Annotated in this window: 13 protein-coding genes; 9 read left to right on the top strand and 4 right to left on the bottom strand. The window is 41.2% G+C overall.

The genetic code is table 11. The features are described 5' to 3' along the window. Nucleotides 1-410 precede the first annotated feature (410 nt). Nucleotides 411-13,523 carry a YadA-like family protein gene (locus tag EO118_RS01450; RefSeq protein WP_127068287.1) on the top strand — a complete coding sequence of 4,371 codons (13,113 nt, stop codon included), beginning with the start codon at nt 411-413 and terminating at the stop codon, nt 13,521-13,523. 238 nt (nt 13,524-13,761) lie between these two features. After that, nucleotides 13,762-14,262, top strand: coding sequence for a YadA-like family protein (locus EO118_RS01445; protein ID WP_127068286.1), 501 nt, complete (start codon nt 13,762-13,764; stop codon nt 14,260-14,262). Nucleotides 14,263-14,343: 81 nt separating this feature from the next. Here EO118_RS01445 and EO118_RS01440 read toward each other — a convergent pair whose 3' ends face one another. Both EO118_RS01440 and relB read right to left on the bottom strand, forming a co-directional pair. Then, the gene (locus EO118_RS01440; RefSeq protein ID WP_127068285.1) at nt 14,344-14,610 is read right to left on the bottom strand and encodes a type II toxin-antitoxin system RelE/ParE family toxin; all 267 of its coding nucleotides are present in this window, start codon (nt 14,608-14,610) and stop codon (nt 14,344-14,346) included. After that, nucleotides 14,595-14,816 (bottom strand): type II toxin-antitoxin system RelB family antitoxin, encoded by a 222-nt coding sequence (gene relB / locus EO118_RS01435; protein ID WP_127068284.1) that lies wholly within the window; start codon nt 14,814-14,816, stop codon nt 14,595-14,597. Before relB ends, EO118_RS01440 begins: the two co-directional genes overlap by 16 nt. A 212-nt stretch (nt 14,817-15,028) precedes the next feature. On the opposite strand from relB, the gene EO118_RS01430 reads away from it, so the two are divergent. Further along, nucleotides 15,029-15,412: a thioesterase family protein gene (locus EO118_RS01430; protein ID WP_127010183.1), complete on the top strand. Its 384-nt coding sequence runs from the start codon at nt 15,029-15,031 to the stop codon at nt 15,410-15,412. A gap of 336 nt (nt 15,413-15,748) precedes the next feature. On the opposite strand, the gene EO118_RS01425 is transcribed toward EO118_RS01430, so the two are convergent. Together EO118_RS01425 and EO118_RS01420 are read right to left on the bottom strand one after the other, a co-directional pair. Next, nucleotides 15,749-16,321, bottom strand: a complete 573-nt coding sequence (locus EO118_RS01425) for an ECF transporter S component (protein WP_127068283.1) — start codon at nt 16,319-16,321, stop codon at nt 15,749-15,751. Between the two features lie 12 nt (nt 16,322-16,333). After that, nucleotides 16,334-17,173 (bottom strand): pyridoxamine kinase, encoded by an 840-nt coding sequence (locus tag EO118_RS01420; RefSeq protein WP_127068282.1) that lies wholly within the window; start codon nt 17,171-17,173, stop codon nt 16,334-16,336. A gap of 312 nt (nt 17,174-17,485) precedes the next feature. Here EO118_RS01420 and EO118_RS01415 point away from each other — a divergent pair, with 312 nt between their 5' ends. The 6 genes from EO118_RS01415 (at nt 17,486) to EO118_RS01390 (ending at nt 22,334) form a co-directional block, all read left to right on the top strand. Then, complete coding sequence (locus EO118_RS01415) at nt 17,486-19,042, top strand: ABC-F family ATP-binding cassette domain-containing protein (RefSeq protein ID WP_127068281.1); 1,557 nt, start codon at nt 17,486-17,488, stop codon at nt 19,040-19,042. A gap of 9 nt (nt 19,043-19,051) precedes the next feature. Then, nucleotides 19,052-19,618: a GTP cyclohydrolase I gene (folE, locus tag EO118_RS01410; RefSeq protein WP_127068280.1), complete on the top strand. Its 567-nt coding sequence runs from the start codon at nt 19,052-19,054 to the stop codon at nt 19,616-19,618. Beyond that, complete coding sequence (folP, locus tag EO118_RS01405; RefSeq protein ID WP_127068279.1) at nt 19,611-20,444, top strand: dihydropteroate synthase; 834 nt, start codon at nt 19,611-19,613, stop codon at nt 20,442-20,444. The genes folE and folP overlap by 8 nt, the downstream gene beginning before the upstream one ends. Continuing rightward, nucleotides 20,444-20,806, top strand: coding sequence for a dihydroneopterin aldolase (gene folB, locus EO118_RS01400; RefSeq protein ID WP_127068278.1), 363 nt, complete (start codon nt 20,444-20,446; stop codon nt 20,804-20,806). Before folP ends, folB begins: the two co-directional genes overlap by 1 nt. Continuing rightward, a complete protein-coding gene (gene folK, locus EO118_RS01395) occupies nt 20,806-21,285 on the top strand; it encodes a 2-amino-4-hydroxy-6-hydroxymethyldihydropteridine diphosphokinase (RefSeq protein WP_127068277.1) in 480 nt (159 codons plus the stop codon). The genes folB and folK overlap by 1 nt, the downstream gene beginning before the upstream one ends. Nucleotides 21,286-21,389: 104 nt before the next feature. Then, complete coding sequence (locus EO118_RS01390; protein WP_127068276.1) at nt 21,390-22,334, top strand: phosphodiester glycosidase family protein; 945 nt, start codon at nt 21,390-21,392, stop codon at nt 22,332-22,334. The last annotated feature ends 2 nt before the right edge of the window (nt 22,335-22,336 follow it).

Genomic DNA, 22,336 nt, shown 5'->3' with positions numbered 1-22,336 from the left:
CATTTGTGCTGACTAAAATTGATATAAGTGCAACAATTTCTTTTGATTTAAAAGAAAGTTGATCTTTTCAATTTGTAAAGAACACTGATTTGGTATATAATTTTGATTATATGACGTCATTTTTGAGAAGGAATGAGGTCTTTTTTATGTTTACCAAAATACATGAGGGCTGTGGTTTAGGAGGTTATAAGATATGAAATAATACGCAGAGAATGTTTATCTATGGGATTACGTAGGATAGTAAAAGAAAACATAATAATATACATAAGCATTCAATAGTAGGCAGACGAGAGATCGCAGGTAAGATTTGCTCTAGTCGTAGTAGGACTTTCAAAGGTGAAAGCATGTAGTAACAGCGAGTGCAGAATATATGGAACGTAGTTAACAGTGTGTATAGGAGTCAAAACACAATGAATAAGATATTTAAAGTTATCTGGAGCAAGTCTAAGCAATGTTATATCGTTGTCTCTGAAATGGCAAAAAATCATTCTGGAAAAAAGAAAATTGTCGTGGCAAGCATCTTGGCGGCTATGGCTGTGGGTGCGGATATGGGTGTATCTGTACAAGCCGTAATTGAAGGACCTACATCAGCCGATTCAGTTGCGTTAGGGAAAGATACTAGTTCCTATGGCGGAAATGATAGATATAATCCTAGAGATAAGAATATATCATCGGTATCTATTGGTAATACAGCGCGAACAAATGGTGCGGGATCTATTGCTATAGGTCATAATGCGCAGTCTGGATATCGTGTTAATGGATTGTCACCTCAAGATGTGAATTATGGGGTTGCTATTGGGCGTACGGCGGTAGCTACAGGGGACTATGGCATTGGTGTTGGTTATAATACACGAGCGGCACTACATGGTATTGCTGTGGGGGAACAAGCTCGCTCCGTTAAAGAAGGTGCCACTACATTAGGTGTTAGTTCTCGTGGCTATGGCAAAGGTGCCATTGCTATCGGCTGGCAATCCCTAGCCGGTGCCGATGTATATACAGTAGGTGTACCAGGTAATGATATTAATAAAGATAGCGAAAGCAAGATTAACGCCTATAATAATTGGGGCGATATGTCTGTGGGCTTACGTGCTCTCGCTACAGGTGGTAATGCTACAGCTTTAGGCCGTAATGCAGCGGCTACAGCAACAAATGCCGTAGCGATCGGTGGCGGTAATGGCAATAGCTTTGATGATAATACAGAGCGGACCCAAGCCACAGCTGAAAAAGCAACTGCCATTGGATATAACGCTACAGCATCGGGTAAAAGTGCCTCTGCTTTAGGAAACAAGGCATCTGCCTCTGCAGAAAATGCAGCAGCTATTGGTACCAGTGCGTCCGCTTCAGCCAAAGATACCTTGGCAGCAGGCTCAAGCGCCGCAGCTACTGCAGAAGGTGCTACAGCTGTAGGTAAAGCAGCAAAAGCTCAAAAAGGTGATGCGACTGCCTTAGGATCTGGAGCAACAGCATCAGAGGTTAATGCTACGGCTCTTGGTAAAGGTGCTACAGCATCAAAAGGAGATGCTACAGCCGTAGGTTCTGGTGCTAAAGCAACCGAAGCAAATGCAATAGCCATCGGTAAAGGCTCTGAAGCATCAAAAGGCAATGCTATTGCTATTGGTAAAGAAGCAGAGGCAACAGAGGCTAGTGCTACAGCTATCGGTGATGGTGCCAATGCAGAAAAAGAAAATGCTGTTGCCATTGGTAAAGGAGCTGTTTCAGGCGGTACAAGTGGTATTGCGGTGGGTAATGATGCGCAAGCACAAGCGGCGGATACCATCGCAGTAGGTACTACTTCTCGTGCGTCGAATGCTAATGATAGTGCATTTGGTAATGCAGCCAAAGCAACTGGTGGTGGATCGACGGCAATTGGGTATACAGTGAATGCAAGTGGGGATCAGTCTTTTGGTGCCGGCTCTAATACATCCGTATCCGGAACTGCTGCAGTAGGTATTGGCTATCAAGTTACAGCATCAGGAAATCGTTCCATTAGTATTGGTGCAGACTATCAAGGTAAGAAAACTACCGCAAGTGCAGCCTATACGGTAGCTATGGGCACAGGAGCTCAAGCTAGTGCAACTAGTGCAGTAGCGATAGGAACTAATGCAAGTGCGGGGTTAGAACATTCCGTAGCACTCGGTGAAGGTTCTACTACCACATCAAATGATGCTACAGCTACAACTGGATATTTAACAAATGAATCAGTAAGTAATAGTGGTAATGGTGTCATTGCTATTGGTAATAAACGTAATGACAAAAATGCTAATGGTACAAATGATACAGGAACTATACTGCGTCGAATTGTCGGCTTAGCTAGTGGTACGAATGACTATGATGCGGCGAATATCAAACAATTAAAAGCGTTAGAATCTAACGAGCGCCATATCAAGGCAAAAACAGGAAATGCTGCCTATAAGCCAGATGCTACTGGTACAATCACTCTAAATTACGTAAACGGTAAAGGAGAAGATGTTACTGGTGAAACAGCAGAAATTACGGATGTAGCGAAAAAATCCGATGAATGGATGCTACGTACCCAAGATGGCAATACTACGGCAAACGCTACACCGCAAACTGTAAATGGTTTGACGAAAAAAGCTGTTACTTTAAAAGCAGGCGATAACATTGCCATCGAAAATACTAATGGTACGGTTACCATTAAGGCTAAGAATGTAGTAACGTCAATTTCTAGCGGAAATAGTACAGCATTGACGGTGAATCCTAGTAACGGAGCTGTGACCGTTACCCCTAATATTGCAAGCTCTGTAGGAGCCACTGGTGAAGATGGAAAACTAGTTACCTCTGGCATTGTGAAAACAGCCCTTGATTTGAAAGTTAATAAAACAGATGAATTGCATGTAAAACCTGGTAATTATACAGTTGGTAATGATGGTGATGTATCTTTAATTCAAGAAAACGCTAATAGCCAAGCTCAAAATAATAAAGCTTTCACGATTAAAGATGTGGCTAAAAAATCTGTAGTAGATGGTATCAATACAACAGTGAATACTCATACGACACAGATTTCCAATCTTACTACTGCGGTAGGAGGAAAAGTTAGCCAATCTGATTTTGACGCTTTCAAAGGTAAAACAATTACTTTCACAGGTGACGATAATGCTGGCGTAGCTCGTACATTAGACACGACGTTAACGCTGAAAGGCGGCGCTAATTACACATCTACCACAGCGAATACGAATATTCGTGTTGAAAAAGATGGTTCTAATGGAGCCAATGGATTACTTGTTAAATTATCTGACAAGCTGTCTGGTATGAAAGAAATCGCTGGTAATGGCTCAGATAATTTAGTGATCAAAAATGGCACAAATACAGTGACAGTAACACCTGGTAAAGGCAATGATAAAGGGACTGTTAACTTTGGTGACGCAAAAGTTGTAGCCTCTAATTTAGACGCAGATATTGCCTATAAAGCGGGTACTGAAACAGCGAAGAATAAGGTTAAATTAGCAGATGGATTTAACTTCGTAGCAGGTACTGGTACAGTAGCACCTAAAAATTTACCAGCAGGTATGGTAAGCACAACCGCGGCAACAGATGGAGTAGCCATTAAAAAAGGTATCGCCATTTCTACAGCAGCAAATGGCGTAGTTAATATCGGTTTAGACAGCGATACACGTGGTGCTATAGACAATGCAGCCGATAAAAACTTAAGCAATTTATCTGATACTGGCAAAGATAAAGTAAAAGAATTAGCGAAAGATGCGGCGAAAATAGCTGTAAAAGTAGCAGATGGTATCAACACAACGGTTACTACGGATACAACAGCTATAGCAGGTACAACAATTTACAAAGTGAATGCAAATGACACAACAGTAGCAGTTACAGGAGATGGCCTTGCAATTACTGGTGGTGATCTAGGTACAGATAAAGTACGTAAGTATTCCTTAGATTTATCCGATGCCACAAAAGGTAAATTAACCGCTGTAAGTGGTTTGGCTACTGTTATCGGTGGTACAAATATTGCTACAGATGGAACAGTGACAGGACCAACGTTCAATATTACCAAAGCAGACGGTACTAGTGAAAATGCTACTACCTTAAAAGATGCTATTGATAAATTAAATGCTACTAATGTTGGACAAAATACAAAAATCTCTGAAACGGCAGGTAAAGTAACTACCTTAGAAGGTAAAGTAACAGATTTGGGAACAACAGTTACTAATAATTACAATGATTTGTCTAACAAAATTACCCAAGCTGGAACAGCTGCTACAACAGCGGCGACTACAGCAGCCACAACAAAAGGGTTGAATTTCACTGGTGACGACACAACGGATACTGGTAAAGTGCACCGTGATTTAGGAGAAACCTTAACGATCAAAGGTGGAGAAAACTTCACACGAGGAGCCAATGAGAACAATATTAAAGTTGTGAAAAATGATAAAGCTCTTGATGTGAAATTGGCGGAAAACCTTGGTAACATCAAGGAAATCGCTGGTGATGGTACGAATGACTTAGTCATTAAAAATGGAGACACTAAGGTTACTGTAAAAGCTCCTAAAGATGGAAATACAGGCAGCATTGATTTCGGAGATACGAAATTAGTTGCTAATAACTTAGATGCGTCTATCAAATATCGTGCAAATGATGAAGCAGTAGCGAATGCGAAATCCGTTAAATTAGCAGATGGATTTAATTACGTAGTAAGTAACGATGCAACCACAACTGCAGACGGTCCTAAATCTGGTTTAGCGATCAAAGCAGAGGATAATGGTAAAGTTACATTCGGCTTAGATAAAGATACTCGTAGTAAAGTAGACAATGCTGCCGATAAAAACTTAAGCAATTTATCTGATGCTGGCAAAGAAAAATTCAAAGAATTAGCGAAAGATGCAGCGAAAACAGCTGTAAAAGTGGCTGACGGTATCAATACAACGGTTACCACGGATACAACGACTACAGTAGGTACAACAATCTACAAAGTGAATGCAATTGATACAACTGTAGCAGTAGGTAGTGATGCATTAACGATCAATAATGCAACTCCAGATGCTACTTCAAAAGTTCGTGCTTATACATTAGACCTATCCGATGCTACCAAAGGTAAATTAACTGCTGTAAGTGGTTTGGCTACTGTTATCGGTGGTACAACGATTGCTGCAAATGGTACAGTAACAGGACCAACTTTCAGTATTACCAAAGCAGATGGTACTAGTGAAAATGCTACTACCTTAAAAGATGCTATTGATAAATTAAATGCGGCTAATGCGGGGCAAAATACAAAAATCTCTGAAACTGCGGGCAAAGTAACAGATTTGGGAACAACAGTTACTAATAATTACAATGACCTATCTAACAAAATTACCCAAGCTGGAACAGCAGCTACAACAGCCGCCACAACAAAAGGGTTGAACTTCACTGGTGACGACACAACGGATACTGGTAAAGTGCACCGTGATTTAGGAGAAACCTTAACGATCAAAGGTGGAGAAAACTTCACACGAGGAGCCAATGAGAACAATATTAAAGTTGTGAAAAATGATAAAGCTCTTGATGTGAAATTAGCAGAAAACCTAGCAAACATGAAAGAAATCGCTGGGGATGGTAAAACTGATTTGGTCATCAAAAATGGTGATGCAACGATTACGTTGAAACCAGCAAAACCAGCTGTAACTGATCCTGCGACAGGTGACGTAACAACACCAGCTAAACCAGCTACAGTGGACTTCGGTGATAGCACTGTAGTAGCGAAAAACTTAGATGCATCTATCAAATACCGTGCAAACGATGAAGCAGTAGGAAATGCGAAATCTGTCAAATTAGCAGATGGCTTTAATTACGTAGCAAGTAACGATGCAACCACAACTGCAGAAGGTCCTAAATCTGGTTTAGCGATCAAAGCAGAGGATAATGGTAAGGTTACATTTGGATTAGATAAAGCTACACGTACCACTCTTGATAATGCAGCAAGTAAAGAGTATGTAGAAAATGCATTAACTAACCTAAATAGCACAATTACAGGCAATGCAAATCTAAACTTTGCTGGTAATGTAACAAAAGACGCACAAAATAAAGCTGCGGATAAAATAGGCTTAGCATTAGCTACTGGCACATTACATGTTAATGGCGATAATACAAACATTGTTACCACAGCAAAAGGCAATACCATTACTGTTGAATTGGCACAAGCTGTGAAAGACCAATTGGCTAAAGTTGGCGATACAGCCTCTAATGGCCGGGATGGTGTAAATGGTACATCTGGTGCACAAGGTTTAACTGGTGCAGATGGTTTAAACAATGCCACATTAAACGATAAAGTAAACGCTCTACGTAATGGCGAAGCTGGTTCAGTGGTGTACACTAACGAAGCTGGGGACCGAGTTATAAAAGCTAAGGATGGTAAGTACTACAAAGCTGACGAAGTAAAAGCTGACGGTACTGTAAAAACTGCAGCGGAAAACAATAACAAAGAACCGCAAGCAGTAGACAACCCTCAAGCACGTGTGGTGAATGGCAATGGAGATACAAAAACAGCAACTACCTTATCTAACATTGCAGATGGCAAAGTAGGAGCCAACTCCAAAGAAGCTGTGAACGGTGGTCAATTACACACTGTGAAATCTGACCTTGCGACAGCACTTGGCGGTGATTCCAAAGTGAACAGTGACGGTTCTTTCACAGGTCCTACGTACAACATCACAAAAGATGATGGTACTAATGGGACTGAACCTGTTAAAAATGTAGGTGATGCGATTTCTAAATTAGATACTCGTATCAACAATGCAAACTCCACGTTAGCTACAAAAGGCTTGGATTTCTACGGTAATAAAGACGTTGCTGACACAGATAAAGTACACCGTAATTTGGGTGAAGCTTTAAAAGTGAAAGGCGCAGAAAACTTTACTCGTGCTGAAGGTGCTAAGAATAACATTGATGTAGTGAAAAATGCTGCAGGCGATGGATTCGATGTGAAATTGGCTGAAAACCTTGCGAACATGAAAGAAATCGCCGGGGATGGTACCCATGACTTAGTGATCAAAAACGGCGATACTAAGGTTACAGTAAAAGCTCCTAAAGCTGGAAATACAGGCAGCATTGATTTCGGAGATACGAAATTAGTTGCTAATAACTTAGATGCGTCTATCAAATATCGTGCAAATGATGAAGCAGTAGCGAATGCGAAATCCGTTAAATTAGCAGATGGATTTAATTACGTAGTAAGTAATGATGCAACCACAACTGCAGAAGGTCCTAAATCTGGTTTAGCGATTACAGCAGAGGATAATGGTAAAGTTACATTCGGCTTAGATAAAGATACTCGTAGTAAAGTAGATAATGCAGCCGATAAAAACTTAAGCAATTTATCTGATGCTGGCAAAGATAAAGTAAAAGAATTAGCGAAAGATGCGGCGAAAACAGCTGTAAAAGTAGCAGATGGTATCAATACAACGGTAACTACGGATACAACAACTACAGTAGGTACAACAATCTACAAAGTGAATGCAAATGACACAACAGTAGCAGTAGGTAGTGATGCATTAACGATCAATAATGCAACTCCAGATGCTACTTCAAAAGTTCGTGCTTATACATTAGACCTATCCGATGCTACCAAAGGCAAATTAACTGCTGTAAGTGGTTTGGCTACTGTTATCGGTGGTACAACGATTGCTGCAAATGGTACAGTAACAGGACCAACTTTCAATATTACCAAAGCAGACGGTACTAGTGAAAATGCAACTACCTTGAAAGATGCTATCGAAAAATTAGATGCAGCCAACCAAGGTCAAAATACAGCAATTACGAATCTAGGTACTAGAATTACCAATTTAGTAGATGGTGGTATGACATTCATTGGTGATGATGCGACAGCAGATAAAGTAGCTCGTAAACTAGGAGAAACCTTAAACATCCATGGTCAAAATAACATCACTGTGAAAAAAGATGGTACCGATGCGACTACATTAAATGTTAAGTTAGCTAGTGATTTGAAAAATATCACATCCATCACAAATGCCGATGCAGATGGCAAACCAGGTAGCAAAATTACCTTAGGCGCAGATGGTGTATCTATTGCTAATACAGCAGCAGGCGCAGATGGCGCAGCTGGCGACACAAAAACTGTAACCATTAGCAAAGATGGTATCAATGCTGGCGGCATGAAAGTCACTAATGTAGCGAAAGCAACAGAGAATGGCGATGCAGCAAATAAAGAATATGTAGATAATGAGATTACTAAGCTACAAACAACAGTTACTAATAATGCAAATCTAAACTTTGCAGGTAACGTGACAAAAGACGCACAAGATAAAGCTGCGGATAAAGTAGGTTTATCATTAGCTACTGGCACATTACATGTCAATGGAGATAATACAAACATTGTAACCACAGCAAAAGGCGATACGATTACTGTTGAATTGGCACAAGCTGTAAAAGACCAACTGGCTAAAGTTGGCGATACAGCTTCTAACGGCCGTGATGGCAAAGATGGAGTATCTGGAGCGAAAGGCTTAACGGGTGCAGATGGTTTAAACAATGCCACGTTAAATGACAAAGTAAACGCTCTACGTAATGGCGAAGCTGGTTCTGTGGTGTACACTAATGAGGCTGGGGATCGTGTTGTAAAAGCAAAAGATGGCAAGTACTACAAAGCTGATGAAGTAAAAGCTGACGGTACTGTAAAAACTGCTGATGAAAATAATGGCAAAGCACCAGAAGCTTTGGAGAACCCACAAGCACGTGTGGTGAATGGCAATGGAGATACAAAAACAGCAACTACCTTATCTAACATTGCAGATGGCAAAGTAGCAGCTAACTCCAAAGAAGCTGTGAATGGTGGTCAATTACACACTGTGAAATCTGACCTAGCTACAGCACTGGGCGGGGATTCCAAAGTGAACACTGACGGCTCTTTTACAGGTCCTACGTACAACATCACAAAAGATGATGGTAGCAATACAACTGAAGAAGCGAAAAATGTAGGCGATGCGATTTCTAAATTAGATAGCCGTATCAACAATGCAAACAGCTCCTTAGCTACAAAAGGCTTAGACTTCTACGGCAATAAAGATACTGCAGACACAGATAAAGTACACCGTAACCTTGGTGAAACTTTAAAAGTGAAAGGCGCTGAGAACTTTACACGTACTGGTACGAATAACATTGATGTAGTGAAAAACACAGCAGGCGATGGATTCGATGTGAAATTGGCAGAAAACCTTGGTAATATGAAAGAAATCGCTGGTAATGGTACAGATGACTTAGTAATCAAAAACGGCGATGCAACGATCACTGTAAAACCAGGTAAAGTAGGTGGTACAGATGCTGGGACTGGAACAGTAATACCAGCGACGAAACCAAGTGTAGACTTCGGTGATACAACGTTAGTGGCTAAAAACCTAGACGCATCTATTACATATCGCGCAAATGATGCTGAGGATACAAATGCAAAATCTGTAAAATTGCAAAAAGGTTTAAATTTTGTAGCAAGTAATGTGGCAACTACAACTGAAGATGGCCCTAAATCTGGGTTGGTTATTACAGCAGGGGATGATGGTAAAGTTACATTTGGTTTAGATAAGGCTACACGTGAAAAAGTAGACAATGCTGCCGATAAAGCTGATGTGAATGCAGCAGTTACCAATTTAGATACAAGAATTTCTAATTTGGTAGACGGTGGTATGACGTTCATCGGTGATGATGCGACATCAGATAAAGTAGCTCGTAAATTAGGAGAAACTTTAAACATCCATGGTCAAAATAATATCACTGTGAAGAAAGATGGTACGGATGCGACTACATTGAACGTAAAATTGGCAAGCGATTTGAAAAACATCACATCTATCACAAATGCCGATGCAGATAACAAACCAGGTAGCAAAATTACGTTAGGTGCTGATGGCGTAACAATTACGAATACGCAAGCTCCAGTAGCAGGTGCTACAACAGGAGAAACGAAAACTGTCACTATCGGTAAAGATGGTATTAATGCTGGTAACATGAACATCACAAATGTAGGAGAAGCTAAAAATGATGGCGATGCGACGAACAAACAATACGTAGATAGCGCTATCAATAAGTTAGGTGAAACTTTAACGAATAACGCGACATTGAACTTTGCTGGTAATGTGACGAAAGACGCACAGGATCAAGATACAGAAAAAGTAGGCTTATCCTTAGCGAAAGGTACATTACATGTCAACGGTGATAATACCAACATTGTAACTACAGCAAAAGGCGATACGATTACTGTGGAATTGGCACAAGCTGTGAAAGACCAATTAGCTAAAGTTGGCGATACAGCATCTAACGGCCGTGATGGCAAAGATGGAGTATCTGGAGCAAAAGGCTTAACGGGTGCAGATGGTTTAAACAATGCCACATTAAATGACAAAGTAAACGCTTTACGTAATGGCGAAGCTGGATCTGTGGTATACACTAACGAAGCTGGGGACCGTGTGGTAAAAGCAAAAGATGGTAAATACTATAAAGCTGATGAAGTAAAAGCTGATGGTACTGTAAAAACTGCTGATGAAAACAATGGCAAAGCACCACAAGCAATCGACAACCCACAAGCACGTGTGGTGAACGGTAATGGAGATACAAAAGCTCCGACGATTTTATCTAACATTGCAGATGGCAAAGTAGCAGCTAACTCCAAAGAAGCTGTGAACGGTGGTCAATTACACACTGTGAAATCTGACCTAGCTACAGCCCTTGGCGGTGATTCCAAAGTCAATGCTGATGGATCTTTTACAGGTCCTACGTACAACATCACAAAAGATGACGGTACTAACATAACCGAAGAAGCGAAAACCGTAGGCGATGCGATTTCTAAATTAGATAGCCGTATCAACAATGCAAACAGCTCCTTAGCTACAAAAGGATTAGATTTCTACGGTAATAAAGACACTGCTGACACAGATAAAGTACACCGTAATCTTGGTGAAGCTTTAAAAGTGAAAGGGGCTGAGAACTTTGCTCGTGCTGAAGGCGCTAAGAATAACATTGATGTAGTGAAAAACACGGCAGGCGATGGATTCGATGTGAAATTGGCAGAAAATCTTGCGAATATCAAAGAAGTTGCTGGTAATGGTGCAGATAACCTAGTGATCAAAAATGGTGATGCAACGATTACCTTGAAGCCGGCAAAACCAGCTGTGAACGATCCTACGACAGGTGACGTGACAACACCAGCTAAACCAGCTACCGTAGACTTCGGTGACAGCAATGTAGTAGCTAAAAACTTAGATGCATCCATTAAATACCGTGCGAACAATGCAGAAAAAGCAAATGCAAACTCTGTTAAATTAGCAGACGGATTCAACTTCGTAGCAGGCACTGGCACAGTAGCACCTAAAGCTCAAGCAGCAGATGGCACAAATCCAACAGGAGGCGCAACAACTGCAACTAGCCCAACAGCGGCGACAGATTCTGTGGCGACTAAAAAAGGTATTGCTATTTCCACAGACGTTGATGGTGTGGTCAACATCGGTTTAGACAGTGATACTCGTAGTGCTATCGACAATGCGGCGAACCAAGATCTAAGCAACTTGACCACAGCAGGTAAACAAGTAATTATCGATGCGGCGCAAGGGGCTGTCAAAGTAGCAGCAGGTAACAATGTAACGATTGACCCAACAACGAAAGATAATGTTACAACCTACACTGTGAATGGTCGAGATACGACTGTGAAAGCAGCTACAGGTGGTAGCGTATCTGTCACAGGTGGCGATCTAAATGCTAAAGGGGAACGAGAATACACAGTAGATTTGACGGATGCAGCGAAAGCAGAAATTAATAGAATCGCAGGTATTGATACTCGTTTGACTACAGCAGAAGGAAATATCACGACCTTGCAAGGTGATATGACAAAAGCTAAAGCGGATATTGCTGGCAATACGCAAGCGATTAACACAAACAAACAGGAAATCGCTAAGAATGCTCAAAATATTGCGAAAAATGCGGGCGATATCGCAACAAATGCTGGCAACATCGCAACGAATACAGCGAATATCACTAAGAACGCAGGAGATATAGCAACGAACGCAGGCAATATCAAAACAAATGCCGACAACATTACAACGAATGCAGTGGCCATCGCTAAAAATGCTGGGGATATCAAAAATCTACAAGGTAATTCAGCTACAAAAGATTTGAGCAACCTTACCAATGCAGGTAAAGATGTGGTGACAGGCTTAGTAAATGTAGTGGGCACGAATGGTATTACTGTGACATCGGATACAGATACAACGTCACGAGTGAAAACTTTCACAGCGAAACTGGATGATAAAGTGACATTTGGTAAAGAGGGTAACAAAATTACTATCGATGGTACAACAGGTACTGTTACAGCACCAAATGCTTCGATCAATGCAGTGAATACGAATACAGTTCAAGTGGGTGATGCTAATAAAACTAATACGGTGGTAACCTCTGAAGGTGTAACGGTAACGACAAAACAACCGGATGGTACGGTAAGATCCACTGTGATCATTAAAGATGGTGCAGTGTCTGGCTTGACGAATACGAAATGGGATCCAACAAAAGTAACGGATGCGGATCGTAGTAAGGCAGCTACGCAAGGTCAAGTGAAAGATGTATCTGATACATTACAAAAAGGTCGTGTCTTTGCAGCTGATACTGGAGTAGCGTCTACTACAGTGGCATTAGGAGATACGTTAGCCATTAAAGGTGGAGCTACAGGTGCATTAACAGATCACAACATTGGTGTAGAATTAACAGAAGCTAACGGCAAAACACCAGCTACCATGACAGTACGCTTGGCAAAAGATGTGAAAATGAAAGACGGTTCTACGTCCTACAATTACTACTTGCCTGAGGTAATCACAAAACCTGATGGTACGAAGGACATCGCTAAGAACGCAGATGGAACTGTGAAATACCAAACAGATAAAGAAGGTAATCCTATTTCTATTGTCACTACCACTGTGAATGGAGAAGGCATAACGATTGCTCCAGTGAAAGGCTTAAACAAACCATCCGTTAGCTTAACGGCAGATGGCTTGGATAATGGTGGCAATGCGATTCATCACGTGGCACCAGGTACAGCAGCAGATGACGCGGCGACCCTTGGTCAAGTGGTGGCAGCAGCCAGCGCGGTGAGTCGTCAGGTGAACCAAACTGGGGCTCATGCAGCGGCACTAGCAGCGATGAATCCATTGAGCTATGATCCTCTCAAAAAATCCCAAGTCATGGCTGGATACGGCGCTTATAAAGGTAACAGTGCATTGGCACTCGGCGTGGCACACTATGCTAACGAAGATACTCTATTCAACGTAGGGGTCAGCGTAGGCAATGGTGAAAACATGGTGAATGCAGGTATGACATACCGATTCGGCGGCGAAGACAGCATGATTCCAGAACGTTACAAAGGTGGCCCAATTTCTTCTGTGTATGTAATGCAAGATGAAATCACAGCTTTGAAAGCAGAAAATGCTAGAAAAGATGTAGAAAATGCTAAAAAAGAAGCAGAGAATGAGGAAATGAAAGCACAAATTAAAATGCTTATCGAACGTGTAACCATGCTGGAAGCAAAAAAGTAATACACCATATATGAGGTGAATGCCTTAGGGGATGATAAAAATGACACTCAGTCGAAAGGCTGGGTGTCTTTTGTATTCCTAATGTGCATACACAAGTTGCATATATAGTTGAGAATATTTTGGAAAATAATGAGAATTCTTCATTAATCTTTCATGAAGATGATGTATACTAGTCACATCGGAAAATATGAATATATAATACTGCATAAATTAACAAATCGTGTAGATTATCACTAACTTGGCTCCAGGTGAAGCACCAACTGATGCAGCAACAGTAGGTCAAGTAACAGAAGCCTTCAATGCAGTAGGCAATGCAGTTGTGAAAAACTCTGAACGTATTAGCCAAGTAGGGGCACATTCCGCAGCATTAGCAGCAATGAACCCATTAAGCTATGATCCATTGAGAAAAACTCAAGTGATGGCAGGCATCGGTTCCTATGAAGGCAACCAAGCGTTGGCATTGGGTGTAGCTCATTATGCAAATGAAAACTTCATGTTCAATGCAGGCTTTACAATGGGCTCTGGTAAGAGCATGGCAAACCTAGGTGCTACATATCGTTTCGGAACTGGTGATGATGATAACATCCCAGAACGTTACAAAGGTGGCCCAGTATCCTCTATCTATGTAATGCAAGATGAGATTACAGCGTTGAAAGCAGAAAATGCTAGAAAAGATGCAGAAAATGCAGAAATGAAAGCACAAATTAAAATGCTTATGGAACGCATGGGTATGGCATAAAACTGAATAACAATAGTTAAGACTAAACTATGCATACCAAAAAGTGGGTACCCCGTCGTAACGACGTGGTACCCACTTTGCTTATGTGTAAATTTTATTTCTATGGTCAAAATCAACTGCTACAATAACTAACTTATCATCTTTAATTTCAACTATTAATCGATAATTAAGTATACGATATCTCCAGAAACCTTTAAGATTTCCTTTTAAAGACTTCCCATGTATGCGAGGATCCTCTGTGCCACAAAGATTTTTTTTAATATATGAGTATAATAATTTTTGAGTAGAAGAATCCATTTTTTTTATTTTTTTATGTAATTTAACAGGAATAATTACTTGATATCCCATTCTTTAGCAGCCTCCTCAAATGTTAGGAACTCCATAGAATCTTTTTCTTGTAAATATTCGTTGACGATAGATATATCGTATTCATCTTCGATTCGTTCTAACAACATAGTTTTAATATATTGAGAGATATTTTCTCCTTTACTTTCAATATATTGACGAATAATTTTATCTTCTGCTTCATTAAACCGTACAGATATAACAGCCATGATAATCACCTCACTTCCGGTGTTTACATTGTAAACATAGAGACGAAAAAAGTCAAGAAATTTGAGGTTAAAAGTAATGAAGTAAGAAAAATCTATATATGTAGTTAGTGTAAAATGTTTACAGGGAAAATAAAATAGAAAATATCCCGCAAAAGTGCTAGAATGTAAGCAAATGATGTTCTGTATGAATGATAGATTAGAAAGGAGTTTCTATGGCAATCGAGATTGGACAAGTTGGTATGGCTACGGTAGTAGTGGAAGCTAACAATACAGCGGAGTACATGGGTAGTGGCACGTTACCTGTGTTTGCGACGCCTGCGATGGTGGCATTGATGGAAAAAGCAGCCTATACAGGGATTCAAGGTGATTTAGGAGACGGCGAAGGATCCGTGGGGATTCGCATGGAAACAAGCCATGAAGCAGCTAGCCCGTTAGGCGCAACGATAACTGCAATGGCAACGGTAGTAGCTGTTGATGGTAGAAAAGTAACTTTTGAGGTAGTGGCTAAAGAAGGTGAAAAAGTTATTGGTCGTGGTACACATGAACGGTTTATTATTAATAATGAGAAGTTCATGGCCAAAATCGTCACTGGTTAAGTTATGTAGCCTGTGGCTTTTGTAATTGAATCATATAAAGGGAAGAGCAGTGCATATTCCTTCACAAACGGTATTTTATAATGTTTGTTCAGGAACACGCACTGCTCTTCTTGTATTCGTATGATTTTGGTAGTAAGAAATGCCACAGGCTACTACACATAACGGCATTCCTTACTTAAATATGTAAGCGAAAAGCCTAACGAATGAGGTCTTGCACACCTCAACACGTTAGGCGATTTCATTTCATAGCATTCTGAGATGAGCCTAACGCCTCCAACACGTTACTGGCTCTCTTTTGTTATATCTAGCATACCATACTTTTAACGGTATGCCAAATTATTTGCGAGGGATGCGGCGCAAGATAGGGATTAGTAGCAAAGCAACTAAGATGCCGATGCCGCTAGTTAGGAAGGAGGCTGGTAGTCTTGTGACGGCAGCGAGGTAGCTGTCGAGCACGACCCACCAGGCTACGAAGTACCCTGCCGCTGTCCAAATAGCACCTACTAGCATAGCTAATAAGATACGAGGTGTAGATATGGAACGAGCAGGAACGGTAGGTCTCCAACCTACTGTTAATAAGCCCACGATCACGCCTGCTAATCCTTTAATCACGATGGAGAATAGGGTGTATTGGGAATGCCCCATGATAAGGTCAAAGATGCCAGATCCGATGGCTCCAGCGAGGCCCGCATAGAATCCGCCGAATACGGATGCTATGGAGAATAGAGCGGCGGAACCAAGGTGCACCATAGCGCCTGTTGGTAAAGGTACTTTAATAGTCGTAAATACGATGCATAAAGCGGATAATAATCCAATATAGATGATATCTTTTGTTGTAGATCTTGAACTAGTAGATGTTGCTGTGTTAGTAGCTTGAGTGACATCATTATTTGTTTTGTAAGTGTTCATGAAACCTCCTAATTATGGATTGGGAATAGAAATTAAACGATCTAATAGCAATTCAAGGGCTAAGCCGTCACGCAAGGAACCGATTTCCTTGTGAGTAAACTTGACTGCCTCTGTAGTAAATTGTCCGGCAATGCGAGACGCCTCTTCTGGGGTATAGCCACGTAGTACGAGGGCCGTCAAGATAGCTGTGAAAGTATCACCTGTTCCGTGTGCTTTCACTTGTACTAATGGATTGGATACCCATGTGATAGTATCGGTGCTACCACGATAGACGGCGATGAGGGCAGAGTCTTCCGATGGCAAGCTAGATAGGACCACATATTCGGGGCCTTGGGCTTGTAAACGGCGGCACATATCATAGATGACTTCTTCCGATTGTGGTGTAGGGTCATAGGGCATGTCTAAGAGGAAACAAGCCTCTGTGTAGTTTGGCTTAATGATGAACGCTTTGGTGATGAGCTTACGCATTTTTTTCACCATTTCATCATTGTAGATGGAATACAGCTTGCCGTCATCTGCCATAGCAGGGTCTACCACAACGAGTTTATTTTTGCCGAATCGTTCGATGGCATCTTCTACGAGACGAATTTGTTCTGGCGATGCGAGGAATCCACTTTGAATGGCATCGAAAGTGATATCGTTTTTGTTCCAACAGTTGTAGAAACTTTCAAGGTGATCCGTAATATCCACCAATTCAAAGTTAGGATATTCTAAATGATTACAAAGTACCGCTGTTGGTAATGGGATGGGTTGACATCGTAAGGCACTCACTAAAGGGATGAATACAGTGAGTGAACAACGACCGACAGAACTCATATCTTGTATGGATAGTATAGTAGGTACGTGATTCATAGGACACTCTCCTTTTGTTTGTAATAGATACCTTCACATAACAGCACCACTATGATACTTGTAATATATGTTTTCCCATTCTTATAGTTGTGGATAACATCTTGGGGCTTGTTACCTAGTAAACAAAACCTGTACAGGCGCACTATATGTGAAGAAGGATATTCTAAGAATGCTCTTAGTATACACTTCTACAGTGTCATACGTAAATACACAGAAATTATAAAAGTATCAGGACAGATATGTAAAAACTAGAAATTATTGTCATGTTAACGTATAATAAAGAGATACATAACAATAGTTTGGAGATTGAATATGAGTGTTTTAACTGTAACCAATGTAACCCATGGATTTGGGGCAAGACAAATATTAGATGATGCATCCTTTCGTTTGCTGAAAGGGGAACACGTGGGCCTAATCGGCGCCAACGGAGAAGGGAAGTCCACCTTTTTAAATATCATTACAGGCCATTTGATGCCCGATGAAGGTAAGGTGGAATGGTCCAACCAAGTGACGGTAGGCTATTTAGATCAGCACAGCGTTCTAGAGAAAGGAATGACCATTCGCGATGTACTGCGAGGGGCCTTTGATTCTCTCTATGGTATTGAGCAACAATTGCAAGATGCCTATTTAGAAATGGGCGATTGTTCTGAGGACAGAATGAATGAGCTCATGGAGCTTACCGGCGAATGGCAAGAGATGTTAGAGCAACGTGGGTTCTATGAAATCGATGCGACCATTGAACGGACTGCGCAAGGTCTGGGATTGATGGACATCGGTCTTGACCGTGATGTCATGGATTTGAGCGGTGGTCAACGGACGAAGGTATTGCTCACAAAATTGTTGCTGGAGCAACCGACGATTTTACTCTTGGACGAACCGACAAACTATTTAGACGTGGATCATATTAAATGGTTGCAAAACTATTTGCAAAATTATGAAAATGCCTTTATCTTGATCTCTCATGATGTGGAGTTCTTAAACTCTGTTGTCAATGTGATTTATCATATCGAACAAGCACAGCTCACAAGATACACTGGCGATTATTATCAATTCTTAGCGGCTTATGAAGTAAAAAAGCAACAAGCTTTACGTGCTTACGAGCGTCAACAACAAGAAGTAGCAGATATGAAGGATTTCATTCAACGCAACAAAGCTCGTGTAGCTACTCGTGGTATGGCGAATTCTAGAGCGAAGCGCCTAGAAAAAATGGAAATCTTAGAGAAACCACAAGAAAAGATAAAACCATCCTTTGGGTTTAAAGAAGGACGTACCCCGAGTCGTTTCATCGTGGATGCGAAAGACCTTGTTTTGGGCTATGATGAGCCATTGACACGTCCTGTAGAAGTGGTGATCGAACGAGGTAAGAAAATCGCCATCCAAGGTGTGAATGGTTTAGGGAAAACGACTTTATTAAAAACTTTATTAGGTATGATTCCTGCCCTATCTGGACAGATAGAAAAAGGAGAGTTTTTACAAATTGGTTACTTTGCTCAAGAAGACAGTCGAGATAATTCGAAAACTGCGTTGGATTACATTTGGGATGCTTACCCGTCCTTGACGAATTCAGAGGTGCGTGCAGCTCTTGCTCGATGTGGGCTTACCAATGAGCATATTACGAGCCAAATGCGCGTCTTGTCGGGTGGGGAAAATGCAAAAGTTCGTCTTTGTAAATTGATGCAAGAGTCCTATAATGTTCTTGTCTTAGACGAACCGACGAACCATTTAGATGTGGATGCGAAGGCAGAATTGGCACGGGCATTGCAGGCTTTCAAAGGGACCATCGTCCTCGTCTGCCATGAACCGGAATTTTACGAATCTTGGGTGACTGATATTTGGACTATTGAAGATTGGACGACAAAGATTATTTAGGAGATGATTATGAAAGAACAAGCTCTAGACGGTGTGCGCCAATTATTAGAGGGCTTGGGCATCGATCTTGAAGCGCAGGGAATGACAGATACGCCGAAGCGTGTGGCCACGTTATTTGAAAGCTTGTTTTCTGGACGTGATAGCACGGGTAAAGAGGCGCTCGGCGATGTATACCCGACGGAACATACGGGTCTAGTATCGGTGAATCATATTCCGTTCTATTCCATATGCGAACATCATTTGATGCCCTTCTATGGAAAGGTGCACATTGTGTATCAACCACGGGATGGTAAAGTATTTGGCTTAGGTCGTATGAAAGCATTAGTTGATGTCTTTGCGAAACGACCGCAATTACAAGAGCGATTCACCCATGATATTGCTATATCTTTAGTGGAAGATGGTGATGTGTTGGGCGCTATGGTGATGGTAGAAGCCACTCATTTATGTATGCTCATGAAAGGCGAAGTAGCACAAGAAACGGTGGCGAAAACTATAGTAGCCACAGGTATATTAGAGCCTATGGGGGTATTAAGAGAGGAAGCGTTGGTGTTATTAGGAGGTAACGATCATGTTTAAGTACCGTAAGTATAATTGGCAAGATGGTAAACAATTAGAACTAAAAGATCGCACATTAATTATGGGGATTTTAAATGGCACTCCTGATTCCTTTTCAGATGGAGGGCGCTACAATACATCTGATACAGCCGTAGCTCATGCAAAACAAATGATTGAGCATGGTGCAGATATTATCGATGTAGGCGTAGAATCCACCCGTCCAGGGCATACACAAATTTCTGTGGCTGACGAAATCGAACGGATGAAAGAAATTTTGCTGCCTGTATTAGAGGTCTCTACGGTGCCTGTATCTGTAGATACATACAGGGCAGAAACGGCTGAGTTTGCCTTATCCCATGGAGCTCATATTCTGAATGATATTTGGGGCTTAAAATACGACAAAGATATGGCAGCAGTAGCGGCTAAGTACGATGTACCTGTGATTATTATGCACAATCAGAATCATACGAATTATGATGATATCATCGATGATATGAAAGCATTCTTTTTCTCCTCCGTAGATTTAGCGTTAAAAGAAGGGGTAAAACCTCAGAATATTTGGCTCGACCCAGGTATTGGTTTTGGTAAAGATTATGCGCAAAATGTAGAAGTAATCCAACGCTTAGGAGAAATTACAGTCTATGAATATCCTGTGTTATTAGCACCTAGTCGTAAGCGTTTTATCGGTACTATATTAAATGAATTACCAGCGGAAGAGCGTGATGAAGGCACGGTAGCGACTTGCATTACAGGTATGATTCAAGGCGTAGATATGGTGCGTGTACATAATGTGGAAATGCATAAACGAGCTGTCACAGTGGCAGATGTACTATTACGAGGTGAGTAATGGACAAAATTAACTTGCGAAATATGGCATTCTATGGATACCATGGTAATTTAGCTAGTGAAAATGAATTAGGTCAACGTTTTTTTGTAGATATTTCTATTGGTGTAGATTTGACGAAACCAGGACAGTCTGACAGCATTGAAGATTCTATTAATTATGCAGATGTGTATGAACGGACAAAAGCTATCGTGGAAGGGCCTCCACAACGATTGATTGAACGGGTAGGAACACTCATTGCAGATGATTTGTGGAATACGTACAAGGGAATTGTGGGACTTTCAGTGACGGTGCGTAAACCAGAGGCGCCTATCCCAGGTGTGTTGGACTATGTAGAAGTGGTGATTACACGAGGTCAACTATAATGTATACCTACTATATGGGCATCGGATCTAATCTCGGCGATCGAGAAGGGTATTTAGCATTCGCAGTAGACCAATTATATAGTGTACAGGGCGTGGCTAATGTAGAGCACTCTAGTTGGATAGAAACACCGCCATGGGGCCCTGTGGAACAAGGTCCATTTTTAAACGGTATATTGAAAGTCCAATCCAGTCTAGAACCGCTGATTATGTTAGAAACCATATTACATATTGAACGGTTAGCAGGTAGACAGCGAGACATTCACTGGGGACCTAGAACGCTAGATTTAGACATTGTATGGATAGAAGATGAAGCGGGTCAATGTGTTGAAGTACATACCCAAAAGTTAGAGGTCCCGCATCCGTACTTTTGGGAACGCCAATTTGTGTTGAAGCCCTTACAAGAGGTGTATCCTACGTTCAACTATGAAGGCGTTTCTATTGCTAGTCGCCTAGACACGTTACGAGTATTAGAATCTTAGAATCTTAAAGCATTTACACATGCCCTATGCAATGAATGACTGCTGTTGACAATGGAATAACAGTTTCTCTGCAAAAGGATATGAATCAATAAGGAGCATACTATATGGGTTCTTTTTTTAGAAAAGGATGGGTAAAATTTATCCTTCTCATGTTTATATTTACGGCTATTACATCACCTATTGTGGTGCTATTCGGGCCTTTTGATAACATTAAACGTACCGTAGTGGGCGCTATTTTACGATCTCGTCACCCGCAATATATTACATGGCTCTATACGCCTGAAGAATTGCAAAAAATTGTAGGCACTGTAGGTACAGGTGAAAACCAAGAATTATTTAAATTCGATGTGAAAGAAGATACATCCTTGAATTTGCGTAAAATTGAGTCTAAACGGTATACAGGGTTTATATTGGAAATTCCAGATCCTCGTCGCATTCAGGTGGCTACAGCGCCACAGCTGAATGAAAAAGGGGAAACCACTAGTAATATTGCGCGCCTCAACGGAGCAGTAGCTGCTATTAATGGTGGTGGTTTCCACGATCCAAATGGAACGGGTACGGGTCGTTCTCCTTATGGATTCATTTTGCATGATGGTGAATATGTCATCGGTAAAGACGTAGGGCCTGATGAAGAGGTAGACTTTATCGGATTTACAAAATCTGGTAACTTAATTGCTGGTACCTATAACAAACGGGAATTAAAAGAAATGGGTGCCAAAGAAGGCTTAACCTTTGGACCACCTCTTATCGTGAATGGCAAAAAGATGATCACCGATGGTGATGGTGGTTGGGGGATTGGTCCTAGAACTGCCATTGCGCAAAAGAAAGATGGTACGGTCCTATTCTTAGTCATCGATGGTCGTCAAGCCTATTCTGCTGGGGCTACTTTGCGTGATGTGCAAGATATCCTATTCCAAGAAGGGGCTGTGATAGCAGCCAATTTAGATGGAGGTTCTAGTACAACATTGTATTATAATGGTAAAACTGTGAATAAACCTGCAGATTTGTTAGGGGAACGTATGATTCCTACTGTATTTATCGTAAAATAGGA

Origin of the sequence: Veillonella sp. 3891 (assembly GCF_003992315.1) — a bacterium.
Taxonomy (GTDB): Bacteria; Bacillota; Negativicutes; order Veillonellales; family Veillonellaceae; genus F0422.
Note: the sequence above shows the minus strand (reverse complement) of the source record. Positions and strands in the feature narration are given on the sequence as shown.

Coding starts and splice junctions, on each gene's coding strand:
- folP (WP_127068279.1), top strand. CDS start 19,611: ATGTTTAAGTACCGTAAGTATAATTGGCAAGATGGTAAACAATTAGAA.
- EO118_RS01425 (WP_127068283.1), bottom strand. CDS start 16,321: ATGAACACTTACAAAACAAATAATGATGTCACTCAAGCTACTAACACA.
- EO118_RS01440 (WP_127068285.1), bottom strand. CDS start 14,610: ATGGGATATCAAGTAATTATTCCTGTTAAATTACATAAAAAAATAAAA.
- EO118_RS01390 (WP_127068276.1), top strand. CDS start 21,390: ATGGGTTCTTTTTTTAGAAAAGGATGGGTAAAATTTATCCTTCTCATG.
- EO118_RS01430 (WP_127010183.1), top strand. CDS start 15,029: ATGGCAATCGAGATTGGACAAGTTGGTATGGCTACGGTAGTAGTGGAA.
- folK (WP_127068277.1), top strand. CDS start 20,806: ATGTATACCTACTATATGGGCATCGGATCTAATCTCGGCGATCGAGAA.
- EO118_RS01450 (WP_127068287.1), top strand. CDS start 411: ATGAATAAGATATTTAAAGTTATCTGGAGCAAGTCTAAGCAATGTTAT.
- relB (WP_127068284.1), bottom strand. CDS start 14,816: ATGGCTGTTATATCTGTACGGTTTAATGAAGCAGAAGATAAAATTATT.
- folB (WP_127068278.1), top strand. CDS start 20,444: ATGGACAAAATTAACTTGCGAAATATGGCATTCTATGGATACCATGGT.
- EO118_RS01420 (WP_127068282.1), bottom strand. CDS start 17,173: ATGAATCACGTACCTACTATACTATCCATACAAGATATGAGTTCTGTC.
- EO118_RS01415 (WP_127068281.1), top strand. CDS start 17,486: ATGAGTGTTTTAACTGTAACCAATGTAACCCATGGATTTGGGGCAAGA.
- folE (WP_127068280.1), top strand. CDS start 19,052: ATGAAAGAACAAGCTCTAGACGGTGTGCGCCAATTATTAGAGGGCTTG.